Annotated in this window: 18 protein-coding genes and 1 tRNA gene; 12 read left to right on the top strand and 7 right to left on the bottom strand. The window is 64.4% G+C overall.

From position 1 onward, the window contains the following. Positions 1-698 precede the first annotated feature (698 nt). From ACLHHB_RS16860 to ACLHHB_RS16845, 4 genes are read right to left on the bottom strand one after another with little or no spacing between them, the layout of a single operon-like run. Entirely contained in the window at positions 699-1,463 is a 765-nt protein-coding gene (locus ACLHHB_RS16860; protein WP_410219440.1) for an SDR family NAD(P)-dependent oxidoreductase, read from the bottom strand. 21 nt (positions 1,464-1,484) lie between these two features. After that, a complete protein-coding gene (locus tag ACLHHB_RS16855; RefSeq protein ID WP_410219439.1) occupies positions 1,485-2,816 on the bottom strand; it encodes a TRAP transporter large permease in 1,332 nt (443 codons plus the stop codon). After that, entirely contained in the window at positions 2,809-3,294 is a 486-nt protein-coding gene (locus tag ACLHHB_RS16850; RefSeq protein WP_410219438.1) for a TRAP transporter small permease, read from the bottom strand. The genes ACLHHB_RS16855 and ACLHHB_RS16850 overlap by 8 nt, the downstream gene beginning before the upstream one ends. Before the next feature lie 50 nt (positions 3,295-3,344). Continuing rightward, on the bottom strand, positions 3,345-4,352 hold the full coding sequence (locus ACLHHB_RS16845; protein ID WP_410219437.1) for a DctP family TRAP transporter solute-binding subunit: 1,008 nt from the start codon (positions 4,350-4,352) through the stop codon (positions 3,345-3,347). Between the two features lie 168 nt (positions 4,353-4,520). Between ACLHHB_RS16845 and ACLHHB_RS16840 the strand changes: the two genes are divergently transcribed. From ACLHHB_RS16840 to ACLHHB_RS16820, 5 genes are read left to right on the top strand one after another with little or no spacing between them, the layout of a single operon-like run. Continuing rightward, on the top strand, positions 4,521-5,345 hold the full coding sequence (locus tag ACLHHB_RS16840) for an IclR family transcriptional regulator (protein ID WP_410219436.1): 825 nt from the start codon (positions 4,521-4,523) through the stop codon (positions 5,343-5,345). Continuing rightward, positions 5,342-6,511: an acetyl-CoA acetyltransferase gene (locus ACLHHB_RS16835; RefSeq protein WP_410219435.1), complete on the top strand. Its 1,170-nt coding sequence runs from the start codon at positions 5,342-5,344 to the stop codon at positions 6,509-6,511. The genes ACLHHB_RS16840 and ACLHHB_RS16835 overlap by 4 nt, the downstream gene beginning before the upstream one ends. Further along, on the top strand, positions 6,508-8,094 hold the full coding sequence (locus ACLHHB_RS16830) for an acyl-CoA synthetase (RefSeq protein ID WP_410219434.1): 1,587 nt from the start codon (positions 6,508-6,510) through the stop codon (positions 8,092-8,094). Before ACLHHB_RS16835 ends, ACLHHB_RS16830 begins: the two co-directional genes overlap by 4 nt. Further along, entirely contained in the window at positions 8,073-8,915 is an 843-nt protein-coding gene (locus ACLHHB_RS16825) for a hypothetical protein (RefSeq protein ID WP_410219433.1), read from the top strand. The genes ACLHHB_RS16830 and ACLHHB_RS16825 overlap by 22 nt, the downstream gene beginning before the upstream one ends. Positions 8,916-8,939: 24 nt before the next feature. Then, complete coding sequence (locus ACLHHB_RS16820; RefSeq protein WP_410219432.1) at positions 8,940-9,368, top strand: hypothetical protein; 429 nt, start codon at positions 8,940-8,942, stop codon at positions 9,366-9,368. Positions 9,369-9,598: 230 nt separating this feature from the next. Here ACLHHB_RS16820 and ACLHHB_RS16815 read toward each other — a convergent pair whose 3' ends face one another. Next, positions 9,599-10,888, bottom strand: coding sequence for a PQQ-dependent sugar dehydrogenase (locus tag ACLHHB_RS16815; protein ID WP_410219431.1), 1,290 nt, complete (start codon positions 10,886-10,888; stop codon positions 9,599-9,601). A gap of 385 nt (positions 10,889-11,273) precedes the next feature. Between ACLHHB_RS16815 and ACLHHB_RS16810 the strand changes: the two genes are divergently transcribed. Next, complete coding sequence (locus tag ACLHHB_RS16810; protein ID WP_410219430.1) at positions 11,274-11,582, top strand: hypothetical protein; 309 nt, start codon at positions 11,274-11,276, stop codon at positions 11,580-11,582. 103 nt (positions 11,583-11,685) lie between these two features. Beyond that, positions 11,686-12,567 carry a LysR family transcriptional regulator gene (locus ACLHHB_RS16805; RefSeq protein ID WP_410219429.1) on the top strand — a complete coding sequence of 294 codons (882 nt, stop codon included), beginning with the start codon at positions 11,686-11,688 and terminating at the stop codon, positions 12,565-12,567. Positions 12,568-13,323: 756 nt separating this feature from the next. Here ACLHHB_RS16805 and ACLHHB_RS16800 read toward each other — a convergent pair. Further along, positions 13,324-13,399: transfer RNA gene (locus ACLHHB_RS16800), tRNA-Ile, on the bottom strand. Between the two features lie 107 nt (positions 13,400-13,506). On the opposite strand from ACLHHB_RS16800, the gene purM reads away from it, so the two are divergent. Together purM and purN are read left to right on the top strand one after the other, a co-directional pair. Then, the gene (gene purM / locus ACLHHB_RS16795) at positions 13,507-14,547 is read left to right on the top strand and encodes a phosphoribosylformylglycinamidine cyclo-ligase (RefSeq protein WP_410219428.1); all 1,041 of its coding nucleotides are present in this window, start codon (positions 13,507-13,509) and stop codon (positions 14,545-14,547) included. Then, positions 14,544-15,131 (top strand): phosphoribosylglycinamide formyltransferase, encoded by a 588-nt coding sequence (gene purN / locus ACLHHB_RS16790; protein WP_410219427.1) that lies wholly within the window; start codon positions 14,544-14,546, stop codon positions 15,129-15,131. Before purM ends, purN begins: the two co-directional genes overlap by 4 nt. 7 nt (positions 15,132-15,138) lie before the next feature. Here the strand turns inward: purN and ACLHHB_RS16785 are convergent, their stop codons facing one another. Next, on the bottom strand, positions 15,139-15,741 hold the full coding sequence (locus tag ACLHHB_RS16785) for a thiamine phosphate synthase (protein WP_410219426.1): 603 nt from the start codon (positions 15,739-15,741) through the stop codon (positions 15,139-15,141). A gap of 68 nt (positions 15,742-15,809) precedes the next feature. Here ACLHHB_RS16785 and ACLHHB_RS16780 point away from each other — a divergent pair, with 68 nt between their 5' ends. The 3 genes from ACLHHB_RS16780 to ACLHHB_RS16770 form a co-directional block, all read left to right on the top strand. Continuing rightward, positions 15,810-16,538, top strand: coding sequence for an RNA methyltransferase (locus ACLHHB_RS16780; RefSeq protein ID WP_410219425.1), 729 nt, complete (start codon positions 15,810-15,812; stop codon positions 16,536-16,538). A gap of 35 nt (positions 16,539-16,573) precedes the next feature. Then, complete coding sequence (gene ctaA / locus ACLHHB_RS16775; protein WP_410219424.1) at positions 16,574-17,719, top strand: heme A synthase; 1,146 nt, start codon at positions 16,574-16,576, stop codon at positions 17,717-17,719. Continuing rightward, the coding region (locus ACLHHB_RS16770; RefSeq protein WP_410219423.1) for a carboxypeptidase M32 at positions 17,716-18,841 on the top strand (1,126 nt) is incomplete at its 3' end. The genes ctaA and ACLHHB_RS16770, both read left to right, overlap by 4 nt.

Here is an 18,841-nt window from a genome sequence, read left to right as displayed (position 1 = left end):
CCGAGGGCAGCCACGAACCGCGGCCTTGGCCCGCATCATGGAAGAGCCGGCCTCCGTGGGCAGCAAGCAGAAGACCGTCATGATGGAGGCGCCCTTTCTTGAAGCTCACCGCGCGGCTCGAGTCTGCGGTTGAAGAAGGGGGCGTGGCAGGTGGACTGGCCGGATAAAGGGGGGCGAGGAAAAGGGAACGGTTCGGTAGACAGTGTCGCCCGGGAACGGAACGCCACGCTGCAGGCCGTCGCAGACGCCCGGGCCGCCCGATCGTGTTCTTCATGACCGTCGGGCGCGTCAGCGGTCATGCCGGTGCGGCTGCCTTGCCGAACGGCCTGCCCCGAGGCCGGCTGGCCGCTCGCCGAGCGGGATATCGCGCCGGCGCGGCGCCACTGGTTCAAGCCGGTCAGCGAGGGCCCAGTGGTATTGGGAGGCCTTGCAGGACAAGGGCATCAGGCCCCGCATCCCGGGCCGGAACCGACGTGCCGCACCCGTCAAGCACCACAAGCGTCGTGACAACCGGCGCAACCGGATTGGGATCATGTCTGGCAGGTTCAGGACCGGCGGCCTGTGGCGGCGCCGCGCGACAGGGGCCCGAAGATCTTCCTTCCCGCCATAGCCCTCGCCGCAACCCTCATCTTTCGACAGGGAAGAGCAATGAGTTGCGGCTCTAGCAGGACGACTTTCCCTGCTTCAAACGCAATTGTTTACCCGGTCGTCGATGACCGCAGAGCCGGCAGGCCGACGCCCGTAGCGTCGAAGCCACCATCGGCAGCCAAGACCTGTCCAGTGATATAGGATGCTCGATCAGAGCATAGAAAAGCAATGGCTTCGGCAATTTCGCCTTCCGTCCCGTAACGGTTCAAAGGGATGGCGTCGTGATATGCGGCCCTGATCGCAGGCGTATGAACAGCCAGCGCAAGCTTTGTATTGACCGGGCCTGGTGCCACGCAATTGGCGCGGATACCCCATTCACCCAGTTCGACCGCCTGTTGCCGCGTCAGGTGAATCACTGCCGCCTTGGAGGTGCCATAGGCCACGCGCAGGGTGCTGGCCCGAAGCCCCGAGATCGACGCGATGTTGACGATCGCCCCGCGCGTCTGCCGCAGGTGCGGGATGACTGCCTGAGAGGTCAGGAAGACTCCGTCAAGATTGGTTGACATGATCCGCCGCCAGATGTGCAGATCGGTTTCGGCCATGGGCCGAAAATCGGCCACGCCGGCATTGTTCACAAGCGCATCTATCCGTCCTGACCAGTCTGCGACGCGATCAACCATGGAGCCGATGCTGTCCGGTTCCGAAACATCGCAGGAAACGGCCAGTGCGCCCTCCATGGCAGACGCGGCAGCTTCGACTTCGGCCGTGTCTATGTCGATCATGGCCACTTTCCAGCCTTGGGCATGCAGCAGCCTTGCGGTGGCAAGGCCGATACCGCGTGCCGCTCCGGTGATGATGGCGGTTCTTCCGGTCATGTGGGGTCCTTTCTGAAAGGGTCAGCGCAGCCACTGGACAAGCAACAGTGACATCGAGGGAAAGACCGCAACCACGGCCAGACCGATCAGCCCGGTCAGAAGAAAGGGCAAGGCCCCGCCCGCCACCCGTTCGATCGACAGGCGCGAGACATTGGCGGCAACGTAAAGATTGATGCCGACGGGCGGAGTAATCAGGCCGATGGCCAGGTTGATCATCACGATGACGCCGAACCAGACCGGATCCCAGCCCAGTTCACGCATCACCGGCAGCACGATGGGCAGCGTGATGAACATGACCGTGATGGCGTCCATGAACATGCCGGCGATCAGAAGGATGAGCATGATGACCAGCAGGATGACCCACTGGTTGTCGCTGATGCTCAGAAGGCCGGTGGAATAGGTGCCCACAAGATCCTCGACCGTGACGACCCATCCGAAAAGCGCGGCATAGGCCACCACCAGCATGACCACGGCCGAAGACGAGGCGGCCTCGGCCAATGTTTCGTAAAGGCTGCGCAGCGTGAGGCTGCGATACACCAGACCGCCGACCAGAAGTGCATAAACCGTGGCGACCAGGGCCGCCTCCGTCGGAGTGAACATGCCCGAATAGATGCCGCCCAGAATCACCACCGGGGTCATCAACCCCCAGAAACTGTCGCGAAAGCTCAGCCACAGCTGTCGGCCATAGGACTGGCCCGCATAGGGAGACGGGCTCAGCGCCGCCAGCCCGGCCCCCGTGGCGCTGCCGCGGCGGGGCAGCAGCGGCAGGACAACGATCATGGTCAGCCCCATGAACAGCCCGGGCAGGATTGCCGCGATGAACAGCTGCGAAATGGAGACTTCGGCGATCACGCCGTAAAGCACCAGCCCGATCGATGGCGGAATCACAATCGACAGTGCCGCCCCTGCGCAGACGAGGCCGGCGGCATGGGCGCGGTCATAGCCGTCCTCTTCCATGCCCTTGATGATCATCGGTCCGATGGCAGCGACCGAAGCCGGGCCGGATCCGCTGACCGCCCCCCAGAAAAGGCATACGACGGTGCCCACCACGCCCATGCCCCCGGGCAGGCCGCCGACCAAAATGCGGAAGAAGCGGATCATCCGCTCGGCAATGCCCGTGCTGCCCATCAGGGCACCCGCCAGAATGAAGAAGGGGATCGCCAGCAGGGAATAGCGCGCGACCCCGGCCGTGATCAGGTCGCCTGCCAGATCCAGCCCGAAACCGATGCGCCACATCGCATAGACCGCTGACAGGCCAAGGGCGAAGGCCACCGGCACGCGCAGCGCCAGTGCCAAGAAGAACAGCAGGATCATCTGCGTACCGGCGGGAACGCTTGTCAGGATCTCAGGCATCGCGATGTTCCATCCGCATCCGGCGCAGTTCCTCGGCGCTGTACTGAAGGAAGCGAAGGGCGATCAGCAGAAAGCCGAAGGGCACCCCGGCCTGATAATACCAGGCCGGAATGCCCAAGGCATAGGACCGCAGGCCGTTGTCGTGAAGCGTCACCAGCGCATTCCATGCCAGCCATGCCGAGATCAGCAGCAGGCCCATGGACAGGATCACAGACAGCAGGAAGAACGGCACCCGCAGCGGACGCGGCATCCTGTCGACCAATGCCGTGACGGCAAGATGCTGCCCCTGGCGCGCCGCGATGGCTGCGCCCAACACCGTCAGCAGAAGAAAGCCGTTGGTCAGCAACTCCTCGGTCGAGGCCAGCGAGTAATGGGTGACATAGCGGACCACCACATTGGCAAAGCCGATCAGCGCCATGGCCATGAACAGCACCGCGCAAGCCAGCTTTTCAGCATCGCGCAACAGGAAAGCCAGCATGGGAACCTCGTCCGGGACGGAAGGCGGGCCGCAAAGGCCCGCGCCTAGGATCAGTTGGCGCCGTCGATCGCCTGCTGGAAGGCGCCCACGATTTCAGGTCCGACACGCTCGGCCCATTGGTCAAAGGCCGGGCGGGTGGCCTCGCGAAAGGCGGCAATCTCGTCCTGCGTCGGCTCATAAACATCCATCCCGTGGTCGCGCAGAAAGCCCAGGCCTTCCGCCGTTCCTTCACGGGTGATCTGACGTTGCCACGTCATCGCCTCTTGTGCGGCTTCGCGCAGCGTTGCCTGCATTTCGGGATCATAGCTGTCCCACTTGGCCTTCGATATGCCCAGAAAGATCGGATCATAGGAATAATGCCAGGTGGTCAGGTACTTCTGCACCTCATAGACCTGCTGGGGGATGATCACCGCGCCGATGGGGTTTTCCTGCCCGTCCACGACACCCTGCTGCAGGGCGGTCATGGTTTCGGTCCATTGCATCTGCTGGGGGTTGGCACCCAAGGCGTTCATCACGTCGATATACATCGGGCCTGCCACGCGCATGTTCAGCCCGCGCATGTCCTCGGGCGACTTGATGGGCCGCGTGTTGTTGGTCACTTCGCGAAAGCCGTTCTCGCCCCAGGCCAGCACGATGATGCCCTTTTCCTCGAGGATGCCGGCCAGCATGTCGGCAGGTCCGCCTTCGGCCGTCGTGGCATCGACCTGATCATAATCCGCATAAAGATAAGGCAGCGAGAAAACCGCCATTTCCGGCACAAGCGGTGTCACGTTGATGGCCGAGGTGACCACAAGATCGAGCGCGCCGCGCCCCACCATGTCGGCTTGCCGCATCTGGTCGCCTCCGGCCAGCTGGGCATTGGGGAAAACGCGCACCTCCAGTTCGCCTTCGGTACGCTCGGACAGGATTTCCCCGAACTTCTCGGCACCCTTCTGCCATGTCGTGCCGTCGCCCGTGTTATGCGACAAGCGCAGCGTTTCCGCGGCAGCCGGGGCAAGGCCCATCAGTCCTGCCAATGCCGTTGTGGCGGCCAAGGTCTTCCATCCCGCGAATGTCATCCGGTTCCCCTCGTGGCGACGCGATCCCGCGCCTGTGCTGGCCACCCTCCCGTGGCATTGGTTCACATGATGAACCGCCCTTTCCTGCGATGGCAAGTTTAATCTTGCACTTGTTGTCTTCGTTGCGGGATGCTGCCGTCAAGCAGCAGGAAAAGCCATGCCGAAGCCATGCAACCAGTCCACATGATGGACCACGACGAAACTGCCGCCAGCGGGACGCAGAGCGTCGATCGGGCGCTGTCCCTCCTGGGCATGATTGCCCGGGGGCCGGCCGAGGGGGTCGGGCTGTCGGTGCTGGTGTCGGGGTCAGGCCTCAACAAGGCGACGGTGCGCCGGCTGCTGCTGGCGCTGATCCGGTCCGGCATGGTCGAGCAGGAGCCTGCCACGCGGCTGTATCACCTGGGTGACGAGGCGCATGTCCTGGGTGCCTTGGCGGCCGAGCGTCCGGGGTTGCAGCGCCTTGCGGCCGAAAGTCTGATGCGGCTGGCGCAGGATACCGGGGATGCCGCGATCCTGTCGGTCCGTCAGGGTGCATCCTCGCTGTGCCTTGCGCGGCAGGACGGTGCCTTTCCCATCCGCACGCACGTGCTGCTGCCCGGGCAACGGCATCCCCTGGGCGTCGGGGCCGGGTCGCTGGCAATTTTGGCGGCCTTGCCGGATGACGAGGTTCAGTCGGTCTTGCGGGCCAATGCCGATCACCTTGCCCAAGGCTATCCGCAATTGCGCCCCGGTGATCTGGTCGAACAGGTGGCCCGGACGCGGGCGCGGGGCCACGCCCTCAATCCCGGACTGATCTTTGAAGGATCCTGGGGCATGGGCATTGCCCTGCGTCACCCGGACAGCCGTCTTGCCGGCGCCCTGTCTCTCGCCGCCGTCGAAAGCCGGATGCGCGACGACCGCCAGCCCGAGTTGCTGGCCCGTCTGCAGGCCGAGGCGGCGCGCATCGAACGTCATCTGGCGCATCTGGCGCCGAAGAAGGGGAAACACACATGAACGAACCCGTGATCGTCGGCTGGGCCCATGGCGAATTCGGCCGCTCGCCGCTTGAGGACACCGAGGCGCTGATGAGCGCGGTGATCGCGCCGGCGCTGGATCACGCAGGCGTTGCCGCGGGCGATGTGGATGGCATCTTCGTCGGCGTCTTCAACAACGGCTTCTCGCGCCAGGACTTTCATGCGGCGCTGGTGGGGATGGGCCATCCGGACCTGGCCCAGGTCCCGGCCACGCGATACGAGAATGCCTGTGCGACCGGCTCCGCCGCCCTGTTCGGCGCGATGGACTTCATCGCGGCCGGACGGGGGCGCATCGCGCTGGTCGTGGGGGCGGAAAAGATGACGGCAACGCCCACCGCCGACGTGGGCGACATCCTGCTGGGCGCCAGCTATCGCCGCGAGGAGGCCGCGGTCGATGCAGGCTTTGCAGGCCTTTTTGGCCAGATCGCGGCCCGCTATTTCCAACGTCATGGCGATCGGTCCGAAGAACTGGCCATGATCGCCGCCAAGAATCATGCCAACGGTCTGGCGAACCCCTTCGCCCATATGCGCAAGGATTTGGGTGTTGGCTTCTGCAACACCGTCTCGGACCGCAATCCGCATGTGGCGGGACCGCTGCGGCGGACGGATTGTTCGTTGGTGTCCGATGGCGCCGCCGCTCTGGTCTTGGCCGATGCGGAAACGGCGGCTGGCCTGCAGCGCGCCATCGCCTTCCGGGCGCGGGCGCAGGCGAATGACGTCATGGCCCTGTCGCGCCGCGACGTGCTGGAGTTCCGGGGCGCGCGCGCGGCCTGGACGCAGGCGCTGGAACGCGCCGGCGTGACGCTGGAGGACCTTTCGCTGGTCGAAACGCATGACTGCTTCACCATAGCCGAGATGCTGGAATACGAGGCAATGGGGTTGGCCGAGCCGGGGCAGGGGCATCGCATTATCCGCGAGGGCATCACCGCGCGCGGGGGCCGCCTGCCGGTGAACCTGTCGGGCGGGCTCAAGTCCAAGGGTCACCCGATCGGGGCCACCGGTGTCTCGATGCATGTCATGGCGGCAATGCAGCTGGCCGAGGAGGCGGGCGAGATGCAGCTGCCCGGAGCCACGATGGCCGGGGTCTTCAACATGGGCGGCGCGGCGGTGACCAACTATGTCTCGATCCTGGAGCGGGTGAAATGAGCGTGACGCCCATCTCGACCCGGGTGATGAACCTGTGCCACCTTCTGACCCAGAATGCCCGCCGCCTGCCCGATGCGCCCGGCCTGATCCGGGGCGAGACGCGCAGCACCTGGGCACGGATGCAGGCCCGATCCGGCGCCTTTGCCGAGGCGCTGGTCCGCGACCATGGCCTGCGCAAGGGGGACCGCGTGCTGGTGCAATCGGCCAACGGCCAGCCGATGATCGAGGCGATGTTCGCCTGCTGGCGGGTCGGTGCCGTCTGGGTGCCCGCCAATTTTCGCCAGTCGCCGGACGAGCTGGCCTTTCTGGCGCAATCTTCGGGCGCGCGGCTGATGCTGTGCGGTGCGGAGTTCGCCGAACATGCCGCTGCCTGCAAGGGAGCGGTCGAGGCTGTCATCTCAATCGGGGCTTCGGATTTCGCGACCGACTACGAGACGCTGGTCACCCGCCACGAGGGCCGGATGCCGACCGAGGTCGCGGTCGAGCGGGACGACCCTTGCTGGTTCTTCTTTACCTCCGGCACGACGGGCAAGCCCAAGGCGGCCGTCCTGACCCATGGGCAGATGGCCTTTGTCGTCACCAACCACCTGTGCGACTTGATGCCCGGAACGACAGAATCCGATGCCTCGCTGGTCGTCGCGCCCTTGTCGCACGGGGCGGGCATCCACATGCTGACGCAGGTGGCCCGCGGCGTCCCCTCGATCCTTCCCGAGGGTGAGCGGTTCGACCCGGCTGAAATATGGGCGCTGGTCCAGCATCACCGCGTGACCAACATGTTCACCGTGCCCACCATCGTGAAGCTGCTAGTCGAGCACGAGGCGGTGGACCGCTTCGATCATTCCAGCCTGCGCCATGTCGTCTATGCGGGGGCGCCGATGTACCGCGCCGACCAGGTGCGCGCACTGGACAAGCTGGGCCCGGTTCTGGTGCAGTATTTCGGCCTGGGCGAGGTGACCGGCAACATCACCGTCCTGCCGCCGGCGCATCACTCCGCCGATGACGATGTCATGCGGATCGGCACCTGCGGGCTGGCACGGACCGGCATGCAGGTGCAGGTGCAGGATGCGGCGGGACAAGAGCTTCCCCCGGGCGAGACCGGAGAGATCGCCGTCATCGGACCGGCCGTATTTGCGGGTTACCACGACAATCCCGACGCCAATGCTGCGAGCTTTCGTGACGGCTGGTTCCTGACGGGCGATCTGGGGCACATGGATGCCCAAGGGTTCCTGTACCTGACGGGACGTGCGTCAGACATGTACATCTCTGGGGGGTCGAACATCTACCCGCGCGAGATCGAGGAAAAGCTGCTGATGCATCCCGATCTGGCCGAAGCCATCGTTCTGGGCGCCCCGGACGCCGTCTGGGGGGAAACCGGGCTGGCCGTTTGCGTCGCGCGGCCCGGTGCCGCTCCCGATCCTCAGGCCATCACCGACTGGCTGGAGAAGGGGATGGCGCGCTACAAGCTGCCGCGTCAGGTGCTGTTCTGGGCTGCCTTGCCGAAGTCGGCCTATGGCAAGATCACCCGCAAGATGATCCGGGAAGAACTGATCCGCCGCGGCCAATGGCCCGTCCCGGCATCCTGAACATGCGGCGATTGCGCCACCCTGGTCCGGTCCTGTCGCCGCGCGTCCAGACTGTCGACTGTCGGGCGCATCCGGTGTCGCTGATCCTGCGCGCTGGCAGAACCGTGGCGGATGCCGTGGCATCGGCATTGGCCGCTGCAGGATATGAGGCAGGGTATCTGCGGCTGGACGGGCTGGAGATGACGCATCTGGCTTATGTCATTCCCGCTGCTGCACCGGGGGACGGGCGTGTGGCGTGGTACAGTGACACACGGACGAAGGCCCCGTGCCGGATCGAGGCCGGAGGAATTCATCTTGGCCTGCGCGACGGCCAGCCCTTCTGTCACGGCCACGGGCTGTGGCGCGACCAGTGCGGGCAGCTGGCGGCAGGACATCTTCGGGCGGACGAGAGTGTGATCGGACAGGATTGCACAATCACCGGATGGGGCCTGACCGGCGCGCATCTTGAGGTCCATGACGATCCCGAAACCCGGTTTCCCGTTTTCGCCCTTCATGCTGCAAAGGCTCTGCCCCAAGGGAGGCGCGCCCATCTGTGCCGCATCCGTCCCAACGAGGATCTGGTGACGGTGCTCGATGAAATGAAACTGCCGGACGGTGCGGTGATCGAAGGTTTGGGCAGTCTTGTGGGGGCCGGCTTCTCGGACGGCAGCACGTTGAACTGCGATGCCGCCGAAATACTCATCGTGAACGGCCGCCTGTGCCGTGGCCGCGTCGCCTTGCAGGTGGTGGCGACAGGGGATGACGGAACAGTTGCGCAAGGAGACTTGGCCAAGGGGCTGAACGCCGTTTGCATAACGGCCGAGTTGCTGATCGTGACCTGAAGTGCCTGCTCCGATCACGAAAAGTTGACCCATTTGCCGGGTCGAAATCCGAGCCGCATTGGCAACCCGGCCCTTGCGGAAGGGCTTCCTTTCTCGCGCGACCGTGCTGTCACCAAGAATGGCAGAAACTGCTTTGAACGGCGCACCAAAAAGAACGAGGGCGGAATGAAAATCCTGATGATCGGAATGCTGTGTCTGGCTGGATGCGGCACAACACAATTGGCAGATCTGGGCGGAGCAACGACCCACCGGCACAACGGAAAGACATGGAGCATCTCGGACCAGCAGGGCAAACTGGCCATCGTCTCCGTGTCGGGTGGTGTGACCGACCCCGATCTCGAATACCGGGCGGCAGCGCTGGACTACCTTCTGCGCAGCCAGCGCGGATGTTCACTGGGTAACGGCGGGCCCGCGGGAGAGGGACGGCAGGTTTTCCAGTATGCCTGTGACTAAGGCAAATATGCGTTGCCCGGAACATTCTTGACTTCTGTAACCGAAACGCCTGCCGAATGTGCGGCCTTAATGCGCGAAGGCTGAGCAGGCACTGCGCTGGGCGAATGTGCAGTGCCCTCCCGATGTTACGAGGGACATTGGCTTGGCAAGAGGCAGGGTGGCGCCTGGTTCCTGCGCCACCCTTGTTCACCCAGATGTTTGCGTGTTCTTCCCGGTCCTGACTCTGGCCCTCAGGCGGCCGTTACCCGCCAGATGACATCGCCCACATCATCCGCGACCAGCAGGGATGCGCCGTCCGCCCCCAGGGCAACGCCGACAGGGCGCCCATAGGCGGTCTTTTCGTCGTCGGACAGAAAGCCCGAAAGGATGTCCCGGGGAGGGCCGGAGGGCTTGCCGTTCCTGAACGGAACAAAGATCACCCGATAACCGCTGAGGGTGGAGCGGTTCCAGGACCCGTGCTGTCCGATGACCATCCCGTCGGGAAAGCCGGGCAGCGTGCCTTCCGGCATCCAGCACAGCCCCAGCGACGCGGTGTGACCGCCCAAGGCATAGTCGGGTGTGATCGCCCGCGCCACCAGGTCAGGATCCTGCACGACACGATCGTCAACGGTCTTTCCCCAATAGGAATAGGGCCAGCCATAGAAACCGCCGTCCCGAACCGAGGTCAGGTAGTCCGGCGGCGTCTCGTCCCCCAAACCGTCGCGCTCGTTGACGACCGTCCAGAGCGTTTCGGTTTCCGGCTCCCATGCCATGCCCACCGCGTTGCGCAGCCCCGAGGCAAAGATCCGGGCCTTGCCGCTGGCCAGATCGAGTTCCCAGATCGCGGCACGTCCTTCTTCGGCCTCGAAGCCGTGGTCGCCGATATTGCTGAGCGACCCGACACCCGCATAGATCTTTCTGCGATCGGGCGACGTGATGAGGCTGCGTGTCCAATGGCCGCCCGGCTTGAAATCCACAAGCTTTCGGCCTGGTCCGGACAGCCGCGTCGCCCCGTCGGAATAAGCGAAGGCAACGATGCCGTCGGTATTGCCGACGTAAAAGGTGCCATCGACCAAGGCCATGCCGAAGGGCTGGTTCTGTTCGTCCAGAAACACTTCCCTTGTTTCGGCCACTCCGTCGCCGTCGCTGTCGCGCCACAGCGTGATGCGGTTGGCACTGACCCCGATAGCCTTGGCCCGTCGCATGGTGGCCTGGGTCGCGTGATCCATCAACGTTTTGGGAGGGGACGGTTGCTCCTTGGATTCGGCTACCAGCACGTCTCCGTTGGGCAGCACCTCGATCCAGCGCGGATGATCCAGACCCGAAGCAAAGGCATTGACCTTGAGGCCCTGCGCCACCTCGGGCACGTGGCCGGGGGCCCAACCTTTTGCGGTCGGCATCTTCAGGGTCATGATGCCCTGCTTTCTGGCCTCGGGTATCGCCGGAGCCTCGCCGACAGCCTTGGTCGTGGGGGCGCCGAAACGCCGCAACAGCACCATCGTACCACCCACGAGAGAAGTGGCCTTCGCCATGAAATCCATTACCTGCCCCAATGTCGTTGTTGCGATAGCCTAGCGCGCGGGTGGGCAGCGTCAAACCGAGAATTCCGGTCTTTCTGGCCGCAGCACAAAGCCTCTTCCCCCTTTTGCGGGAAACAGGCGCTACCAGGTGCCGACCCCTGTCCTGCCGGCGGAAGTTGGCAGAATGGCGCGATGTGGCTGCGCGACCGTGTTCCGGGATCATTGGGGGCATCGGACTGTTCCCAAATTCGATGCCTGCCGGCAGGCCCGGACGCTTTGAACGCCTGTCGTGCCGAACTGAACAGCCACCGTGGCCTTCCGCTCTCATGCTGCCCATTGTGTCACTACAGGAAACAGTCAATGCGATAATCCATATCTAATCCTAGATACGGCAAAGGGTTAGGTAATGGTGACCGGAAAAACATTCATTTCGTTTATCAAGGAAAAGAAAATGAAGACCTTTGCATTTTTGATCGCGTCGCTGAGCCTCGTCACTGCTGCCCAGGCGGCTGCTCCTTCGCACGAGCGTCCCGACCTGGCACCCGTGCGCCAGGCAGATGCAGTTGAAACGACCCAAGTTCCTGCCGGCACCGTCATGTCTGTCAGGGAACTGAGCGTTGCCGGTCTCAAGGCTTCGGACCTCGTGACCGTTACTGTGGTGGGTCATGGCCCTGTTGCGCAAAACAATCGTTTTTCCAACCGCGGCGACAATTGATCCTGCCGGCTTTTGCCGGTTATGCACAAAGACCGCCGCGCCTCGCAGGCCGGCGGTCTTTTAGTGACATTGGCGGGCAGGGTCAGCCGGACGGGAGACGAAGTTGGAGCTGAAGGCTTTGCGCGCGTTTGCCGCGATCATCGAAGAAGGCAGCTTTTCCGCAGCGGCAAGGCGCGTGGGTGTTTCCACCAGCATGTGCAGCAAGCTGATCGTCGATCTGGAGGCCGATCTGGGCGCACGGTTGCTGACACGCACGACCCGGGTCGTCACCCCGACAGCAACGGGCCTTGGCTTCTACTCGGAACTTTCGGAGATCCTGCTCCGCCTGGACACTGCGGCCGAGGCCGTGCGAGCCACGTTGAATCGGCCCGCAGGACCGCTGAAGCTGGGCGCCCCCGTGCAGTACATGCTGAAGGTTTTTCAACCGCACTTGCTGCGCTTCATGGAGGAATACCCTGACATCCAGCTGGACGTCCTTCTCGAAGACAGCCGTGCCGATTTCACCCGCAGCGGGCTTGATGCGGTCATCCGGATCGGATCGCTGGAGGACAGTGCGCTGCATGCCCGTCGGCTGCACGATGCACGCATACTGCTGGTCGCCTCGCCCGCCTATATCGCGCGATGCGGGACTCCGGCGCGACCCGTGGAGCTGCGCCAGCACGCCTGCCTGCACTATACCAACCTGAGAGGCGCGGGCACGTGGCCATTGAGGCGGGGCGAGGAGGTCATCTATCAGAAGATAGACCCGTCTTTTTCCAGCAACAGCAACGAACTGTTGCGCCTGATGGCGATCGAGGGGCAGGGAATTGCATTGGCACCGGAGTTTCAGGTGGCCGACGACGTCAAGCAGGGCCTTCTTGTCCCGATCATGTCGGATTATGAACTGCCCGGTGTTCCGGTGCATCTGATGTATTCGAGTCGTAAGCTTGTCACCGCTGCCCTGAGCGCCTTTCTCGATTTTTGTGGCAGGCTGCGATTGAACTAGGATGCCCAGACGCAAGTCCCGTTCTACATCTTGATATCTTGGCACGATGGCTTGCGGGCATTGCGCCGGTTTTATGGCACGTTGAGCGGCCGCTGATTGCTGCGGTGTCGTGGGCAGGCGAACCTTGCATGGAGAGATACCCGCCCTGTACATTTTTTGCCGCCGGCATTCGTTTTTGCAGGACCGGTTTTCAACAAACACCACCATTCTGTTGCCTTGTCATCGGAAAGCGGGGTATAGTTTAGCTGGTCCAGTTGCGGCGCCTGAAAAGGAGGCGCAACCGGACCAGACTGAACTTCACGATGATCCGATTGATCGCGGCAGATCAGTCGCCGTTGCAGCGAAAGATCGTGTTCCGGACCAGGCTGGCGGCACGGCAGGTGCGCTGCTTCAGGCAATCGGATATCTGCAGACCTGCCAAGCCCATTGAACCACATCTTGTTGCCGGCATTTCGCAGCCGACGCGCCCTGCGAAAGCTTGGGTACCCTCCACATCCGCTGAGGCCGTTTCAGGTCTTCGTGGTGCCCTTGCCAATCTCCGATCAAAGCTGTCCCGTGCGCCTTCAAGAACCCAGAGGCTGGAGAATCTGTGCAAGCAGCCTTGCCGGGCCGGACAGAAAAGCTGACTGAGGCGGGGTCCTCTGCAAATGCAAGGGGACTGCAGCGCCCGCGTCTTGCTGCGGAACAAGGGCTAAGAGAGCTCCCTTTAGCGGTAAAATGCCAAAAAACTCTGGAAATAGCCTATTAACAGGGTTGTGGTAGGCCCGGAGGGACTCGAACCCCCAACCAAGGCGTTATGAGCGCCCTGCTCTGACCATTGAGCTACAGGCCCGCAGCGTGCCTCTGCCTAATGCGAGGACGCGCGCGGGTCAAGCGCTTGGGCGTTGCCCCGGGGTCAGCCTTCCGCTATCGGGAACGCGATATCAGCCGGGGGCCATCATGACGAAGAACGGGATCAGCTATCGTGACGCAGGCGTCGATATCGACGCCGGAAATGCGCTGGTCGAGCGTATCAAGCCAGCCGCCGCCGCGACCGCACGGCCCGGTGTGATGGATGCGCTGGGCGGGTTCGGGGCGTTGTTCGACCTGAAGGCGGCAGGCTATGACGATCCGGTCCTGGTTGCAGCCACCGATGGCGTAGGAACCAAGCTGCGCATCGGGATCGACACGGGCCATCTGGACGGGCTGGGGCAGGATCTGGTCGCCATGTGTGTCAACGACCTCGTGTGCCAAGGGGCGGAGCCGCTGTTCTTCCTGGATTACTTCGCCACGGGAAAGCTGTCGGTGGACGAAGGGGCGCGAGTCGTGGAGGGAATTGCCCGCGGCTGCCAGGCGGCAGGCTGCGCCTTGATCGGCGGCGAGACGGCCGAGATGCCGGGCATGTACCATGACGGCGACTTCGATCTTGCAGGCTTTGCCGTGGGCGCGATGCAGCGCGGTACCGCACTGCCGGCCGGCGTGGCGCAGGGGGACGTACTGCTGGGTCTCGCTTCGGATGGCGTACATTCGAACGGATACTCGCTGGTGCGCAAGGTCGCGGAACGGGCCGAACTGGGCTGGGCCGATCCTTCGCCCTTCAACGAAGGGTCCTTGGGCGAGGCGCTGCTGGTGCCGACGCGTCTTTACGTGAAGCCGGCGCTGGCGGCGATCCGGGCGGGCGGGGTGCATGCGCTGGCCCATATCACCGGCGGCGGATTGACCGAAAACCTGCCGCGCGTCCTTCCCAAGGATCTGGGTGCGGATATCGACCTCACCTCCTGGTCGCTGCCGCCGGTCTTCCGCTGGCTGAGCGAGGCGGGCGGGATCGAGCAGGCCGAGATGCTGAAGACCTTCAACAGCGGCATCGGGATGATCGTGATTGTCGCTGCCGATCGCGCGGACGCGTTGTCCGATCTGTTGTCGGGGCAAGGCGAGACGGTGCATCGTCTGGGCACCGTGACCGAAGGCGCCGGCATCCGCTATTCGGGCAGGCTTGCGTGACACGGGTTGCCATTCTCATCTCCGGCGGCGGCTCGAACATGCTGCGGCTGGTCGAAGATATGGCCGGCGACCATCCGGCCCGCCCGGTTCTGGTCGCTTCGAACGATCCGGATGCGGCCGGTTTGGCCCGCGCCGCCGCTCTGGGTGTTCCTGTGACGGCGGTGGATCATCGCCGCTTTCCCCGCGACCGTGCGGGATTCGAGGCGGCGCTGCTGGAACCTCTGCTGGCAGCCAAGCCTGACATCATCTGCCTTGCCGGGTTCATGCGCATCCTGACGTCTGACTTCGTGGAACGGTTCACAGGCAGGATGCTGAACATCCACCCCTCCCTGCTGCCGAAATATCCGGGCCTGCACACCCATGCCCGCGCCATCGAGGCTGGCGATGACGAAGCGGGGGCCACCGTCCATCTGGTCACGCCGCAACTGGACGAAGGGCCGATGCTGGGTCAGGCTCGCGTGCCGATTTTGCCGAAGGATACGGCGGACAGTCTGGCCGCACGCGTTCTGGTGCAGGAGCACCGCCTTTACCCGGCGGTGCTGCGTCGTTTTGTGGCGGGTGACCGGACGCCGGTGCTGCTCTAGCGGCGCGTCAGCCCCACAACTGGGACAGCGCGCTGACCGGATCGTCATGGGTCCAGATCTCGGGACCCAAGGCGATGAAATCGGCAATCGGCGACAATTGCTGGATCAGGTCACGCGTGATCGAGCCTTCGGCCACGACCGGAACCTCGATGGTTTCCGACCACCATTCGAACAGGCCCAGCGTTGCCGGTTCCCCCCGATAAAGGGCCGAATCGCTGATCGGGCCAAAGGCCACGTAGTCTGCCCCGTTCTCGCCTGCCGTCATGCCCTCATGCCGCGAGGAACCGCAAAAGGCGCCGACGATGGCGTCGTCGCCCAGTTCCTTGCGGGCGTAACGGACGCTGCGGGCGCCATCGGTCAGGTGAACCCCGTCCAGCCCGTGGCGCTGCGCCAGCTTGATATGGTCGTCGATGACGACGGCCACGTCGCGAGCATGCGCGATCTCGCGCGCCAGATCGGCCAGACGGCCGAGCTCGTCCTCCTCGGCGCCGCCGCGGATGCGCAGGCAGGCGGGAGCAAAGCGGTCCATCACCTCGGCCAGCATCGGCGCCAGCGCCGAGGCCTGCGCACCGGCGGGGGTCATCAGATAGAGTTGCGGGGCATCGGTCATGGCGCGTCTCCTTTTGTCGCAGATAGCGCAGCTTGCCCGCCGCCGCCAGACGGACTAATGCGACGATCATGCAATTCGAACGTGAACCCGTCATCATCCTGGTTCGCCCCCAGATGGGCGAAAACATCGGCGCCGCCGCGCGCGCCATGCTGAATTTCGGCCTGACCGAGATGCGGCTGGTCGATCCGCGCGATGGTTGGCCCAACCCCAAGGCCGTCGCCATGGCCTCGGGCGCGGCGGGCCGGGTGCTGGACCAGGCCAAGGTTTATCCGACGCTGGCCGATGCGATGGAGGGGGTGGAATACGCTTATGCCACTACCGCGCGCGGACGCGAGCTGACCAAGCCGGTCTATACGCCCGCCACCGCCATGACCGAGGCGCGGGCGCGTCCGGGACGCAGCGCGATCATCTTCGGGCCCGAACGGACCGGTCTTGAAAACGACGACATTGCGCGTGCCAATGCCATCGTGACGGTGCCGGTGAACCCGGACTTTCCGTCGCTGAACCTGGCGCAGGCCGTGCTGCTGATGGGCTACGAGTATGGGCGCGAGATCCTGCCGCCGGAACCTGCCCCCCACGCCCGCCGCAGCGAGGCAGAGGAACCGGCCGACCGGGTCGAGATCGAACGGCTGGGCGATCATTACGATGAAAAGCTGGTCGAGGCCGGCTTCTTCTTTCCCGAAACAAAGGCCGCTTCGATGCGGCTGAACCTGCGCAACATGTGGGCGCGGCTCGCGTTGACGCGGGGCGATGTCCGCATCCTGCACGGCATGCTGCGGCAGTTGACCCGCCGCTAGGCGCCCCCTAACCTCCGCCCGAAAGGAGCCCCGCGATGGCCAAGCGACCTGTCTTCCAGGAAGTCTCGGACCCGACCGCAGCCCGCCCCGTCCAGACCACCGGCATGATCGACAGCCGCCCCAAGGGCGCCCGGCGCGCGATCAAGATCTGGCTGATGGTGCTGTTCGCGATGGTTCTGGCGATGATCGTCGTGGGCGGCGCCACGCGCCTGACGGGGTCGGGCCTGTCGATCACGGAATGGGCGCCGGTGACGGGCGCCATCCCGCCGATGAACGCGGCCGACTGGCAGGGTGAATTCGACGCTTATCGCCAGATCCCGCAGTATCAGGAAGTCAACCGGGGCATGTCCCTGGCCGAATTCAAGCAGATCTATTGGTGGGAATGGGGCCACCGCCTGCTGGGCCGCCTTGTTGGTCTGGTCTGGGCTGCGGGCTTTCTGTTCTTCTGGCTGACCAAGCGGCTGCCGGCCGGCTGGGCGCCGCGTCTTCTGGTCTTGGGTGCACTGGGCGGGCTGCAGGGCGCGATCGGCTGGTGGATGGTCAGTTCAGGCCTGGTCGAGGGGATGACCCGCGTTGCCTCCTATCGGCTGGCGACGCATCTGGGCATTGCCTTTGTGATCCTGGGCCTGATCGCCTGGTATGTCCTGCAGCTGTCGCGCACCGAAGCCGAACTGCTGCGCGCGCGCCGCGCGGGCGAGGCCAAGCTGTTTTCGATGTCCACGGGCCTTTTGCACCTGACCTTCCTGCAGATTCTGCTGGGCGCGCTGGTCGCCGGGATCGACGCGGGCCGCATGTATACCGGCTGGCCCACCATGGGCGGCGAGTGGATCCCGTCCGCCATCTGGGACGGGACGCTGGGCTGGCGCAACTTCTTCGAGAACCCGGCGCTGGTGCAGATCATCCACCGCATGACCGGATATCTGCTGGCGATCTTTGCCGTGGTCGTCTGGCTGCGCGCGCGCCGCTCGCCCCATCCGGTCACGCGTGGCGCCTTTACCGTGATGATTGTGGCGGTGGCGGCGCAGATCGGGCTGGGCATCATGAACGTGATCCACGCCTCGCCACTGGATCTGGCGCTGACGCACCAGTTGGGGGCGGTCATCCTGTTCTGTCTGATCCTGCGGGCACGTCATCACGCACGCTACCCTGTTGAAACCTCGATCCGCGGAGCCAAGCGATGAGTGCACTGACCGATCTGCTGGCCTTTCAGCGCCAGACCGAAGCCCTGTCCTCGGTGGCCGAGCGTTTGGGTTGGGATCAGGAAACGGTGATGCCGCGCGGCGCCGCCGAACAGCGCGCCGAGGAAATGGGTGCGATGGAGGAAGTCCTGCACGAGCGCCGCATCGACCCGCGCATTGGAGAATGGCTTGAAGCGGCCGATCCGCAGACGCCTGCCGACCAGCGCGCGGTACAGCTGATCGCCCGCGATTTTGCACGCACCAGCCGCGTGCCCGCGCGCCTGGCGTCGGAACTGGCGCGCCTGACCTCGCTGGCACAGGGCATCTGGGCCGAGGCCCGGGCCAAGGACGCACCCGAGGATTTCCTGCCGACGCTGGACCAGGTCCTGATGCTCAAGCGCGAAGAGGCCGCCTCCCTGGCCGATGGCGGTGACCTGTATGACGCGCTGCTGGACGATTACGAGCCCGGCATGACCGGCGCGAAGATCGCGTCCCTGTTCGACGCCATGCGGCCCCGGCTGGTGGCACTGCGCGAGGACGTGCTGGGCGCGGACCGGCAGCCGCAGGCGCTGTCGGGCCATTTTCCGCAGGAAACCCAGTTGCGTCTGGCACGAACCTGCGCCACGGCCTTTGGTTATGACTGGACGCGCGGCCGGATCGATCTGGCTGTCCATCCCTTCAGCAGCGGCCGCTGGCAGGACAGCCGCATCACCACGCGCGTGGTCGAGACGGACCCGTTCAACTGTCTTTATTCGACCATCCACGAGGTCGGCCATTCCAGCTATGAACAGGGCATCGATCCCGATTACGCTTTCACGCCCCTGGGCCGGGGCGTTTCGATGGGCGTTCACGAAAGCCAGAGCCGCATCTATGAAAACCAGATGGGCCGAGGCCGCGCCTTTGCCGGCTGGCTGTTCACCCGCATGGACGAAGCCTTCGACGGGCTGAACATCAGCGATCCCGATGCGTTCTATGCCACCGTGAACCGCGTCACGCCGGGCTTTATCCGGACAGAGGCGGATGAAATCCAGTACAACCTGCACATCATGCTGCGCTTTGATCTGGAGCGCGACCTGATCTCTGGCAGGCTTGACACCCGCGATCTGGTCGAGGCGTGGAACAGCC

The sequence above is a fragment of the Paracoccus sp. (in: a-proteobacteria) genome (assembly GCF_046462195.1).
GTDB lineage: Bacteria > Pseudomonadota > Alphaproteobacteria > Rhodobacterales > Rhodobacteraceae > Paracoccus.
This window is presented reverse-complemented; position numbering and strand designations above follow the sequence as displayed.

Excerpts from the sequence above, each read along its gene's own strand:
- ACLHHB_RS16860 (WP_410219440.1), bottom strand. The coding sequence starts at position 1,463 with ATGACCGGAAGAACCGCCATCATCACCGGAGCGGCACGCGGTATCGGC.
- ACLHHB_RS16855 (WP_410219439.1), bottom strand. The coding sequence starts at position 2,816 with ATGCCTGAGATCCTGACAAGCGTTCCCGCCGGTACGCAGATGATCCTG.
- ACLHHB_RS16850 (WP_410219438.1), bottom strand. The coding sequence starts at position 3,294 with ATGCTGGCTTTCCTGTTGCGCGATGCTGAAAAGCTGGCTTGCGCGGTG.
- ACLHHB_RS16845 (WP_410219437.1), bottom strand. The coding sequence starts at position 4,352 with ATGACATTCGCGGGATGGAAGACCTTGGCCGCCACAACGGCATTGGCA.
- ACLHHB_RS16840 (WP_410219436.1), top strand. The coding sequence starts at position 4,521 with ATGCAACCAGTCCACATGATGGACCACGACGAAACTGCCGCCAGCGGG.
- ACLHHB_RS16835 (WP_410219435.1), top strand. The coding sequence starts at position 5,342 with ATGAACGAACCCGTGATCGTCGGCTGGGCCCATGGCGAATTCGGCCGC.
- ACLHHB_RS16830 (WP_410219434.1), top strand. The coding sequence starts at position 6,508 with ATGAGCGTGACGCCCATCTCGACCCGGGTGATGAACCTGTGCCACCTT.
- ACLHHB_RS16825 (WP_410219433.1), top strand. The coding sequence starts at position 8,073 with ATGGCCCGTCCCGGCATCCTGAACATGCGGCGATTGCGCCACCCTGGT.
- ACLHHB_RS16815 (WP_410219431.1), bottom strand. The coding sequence starts at position 10,888 with ATGGATTTCATGGCGAAGGCCACTTCTCTCGTGGGTGGTACGATGGTG.
- ACLHHB_RS16810 (WP_410219430.1), top strand. The coding sequence starts at position 11,274 with ATGGTGACCGGAAAAACATTCATTTCGTTTATCAAGGAAAAGAAAATG.
- purM (WP_410219428.1), top strand. The coding sequence starts at position 13,507 with ATGACGAAGAACGGGATCAGCTATCGTGACGCAGGCGTCGATATCGAC.
- ACLHHB_RS16785 (WP_410219426.1), bottom strand. The coding sequence starts at position 15,741 with ATGACCGATGCCCCGCAACTCTATCTGATGACCCCCGCCGGTGCGCAG.
- ACLHHB_RS16780 (WP_410219425.1), top strand. The coding sequence starts at position 15,810 with ATGCAATTCGAACGTGAACCCGTCATCATCCTGGTTCGCCCCCAGATG.
- ctaA (WP_410219424.1), top strand. The coding sequence starts at position 16,574 with ATGGCCAAGCGACCTGTCTTCCAGGAAGTCTCGGACCCGACCGCAGCC.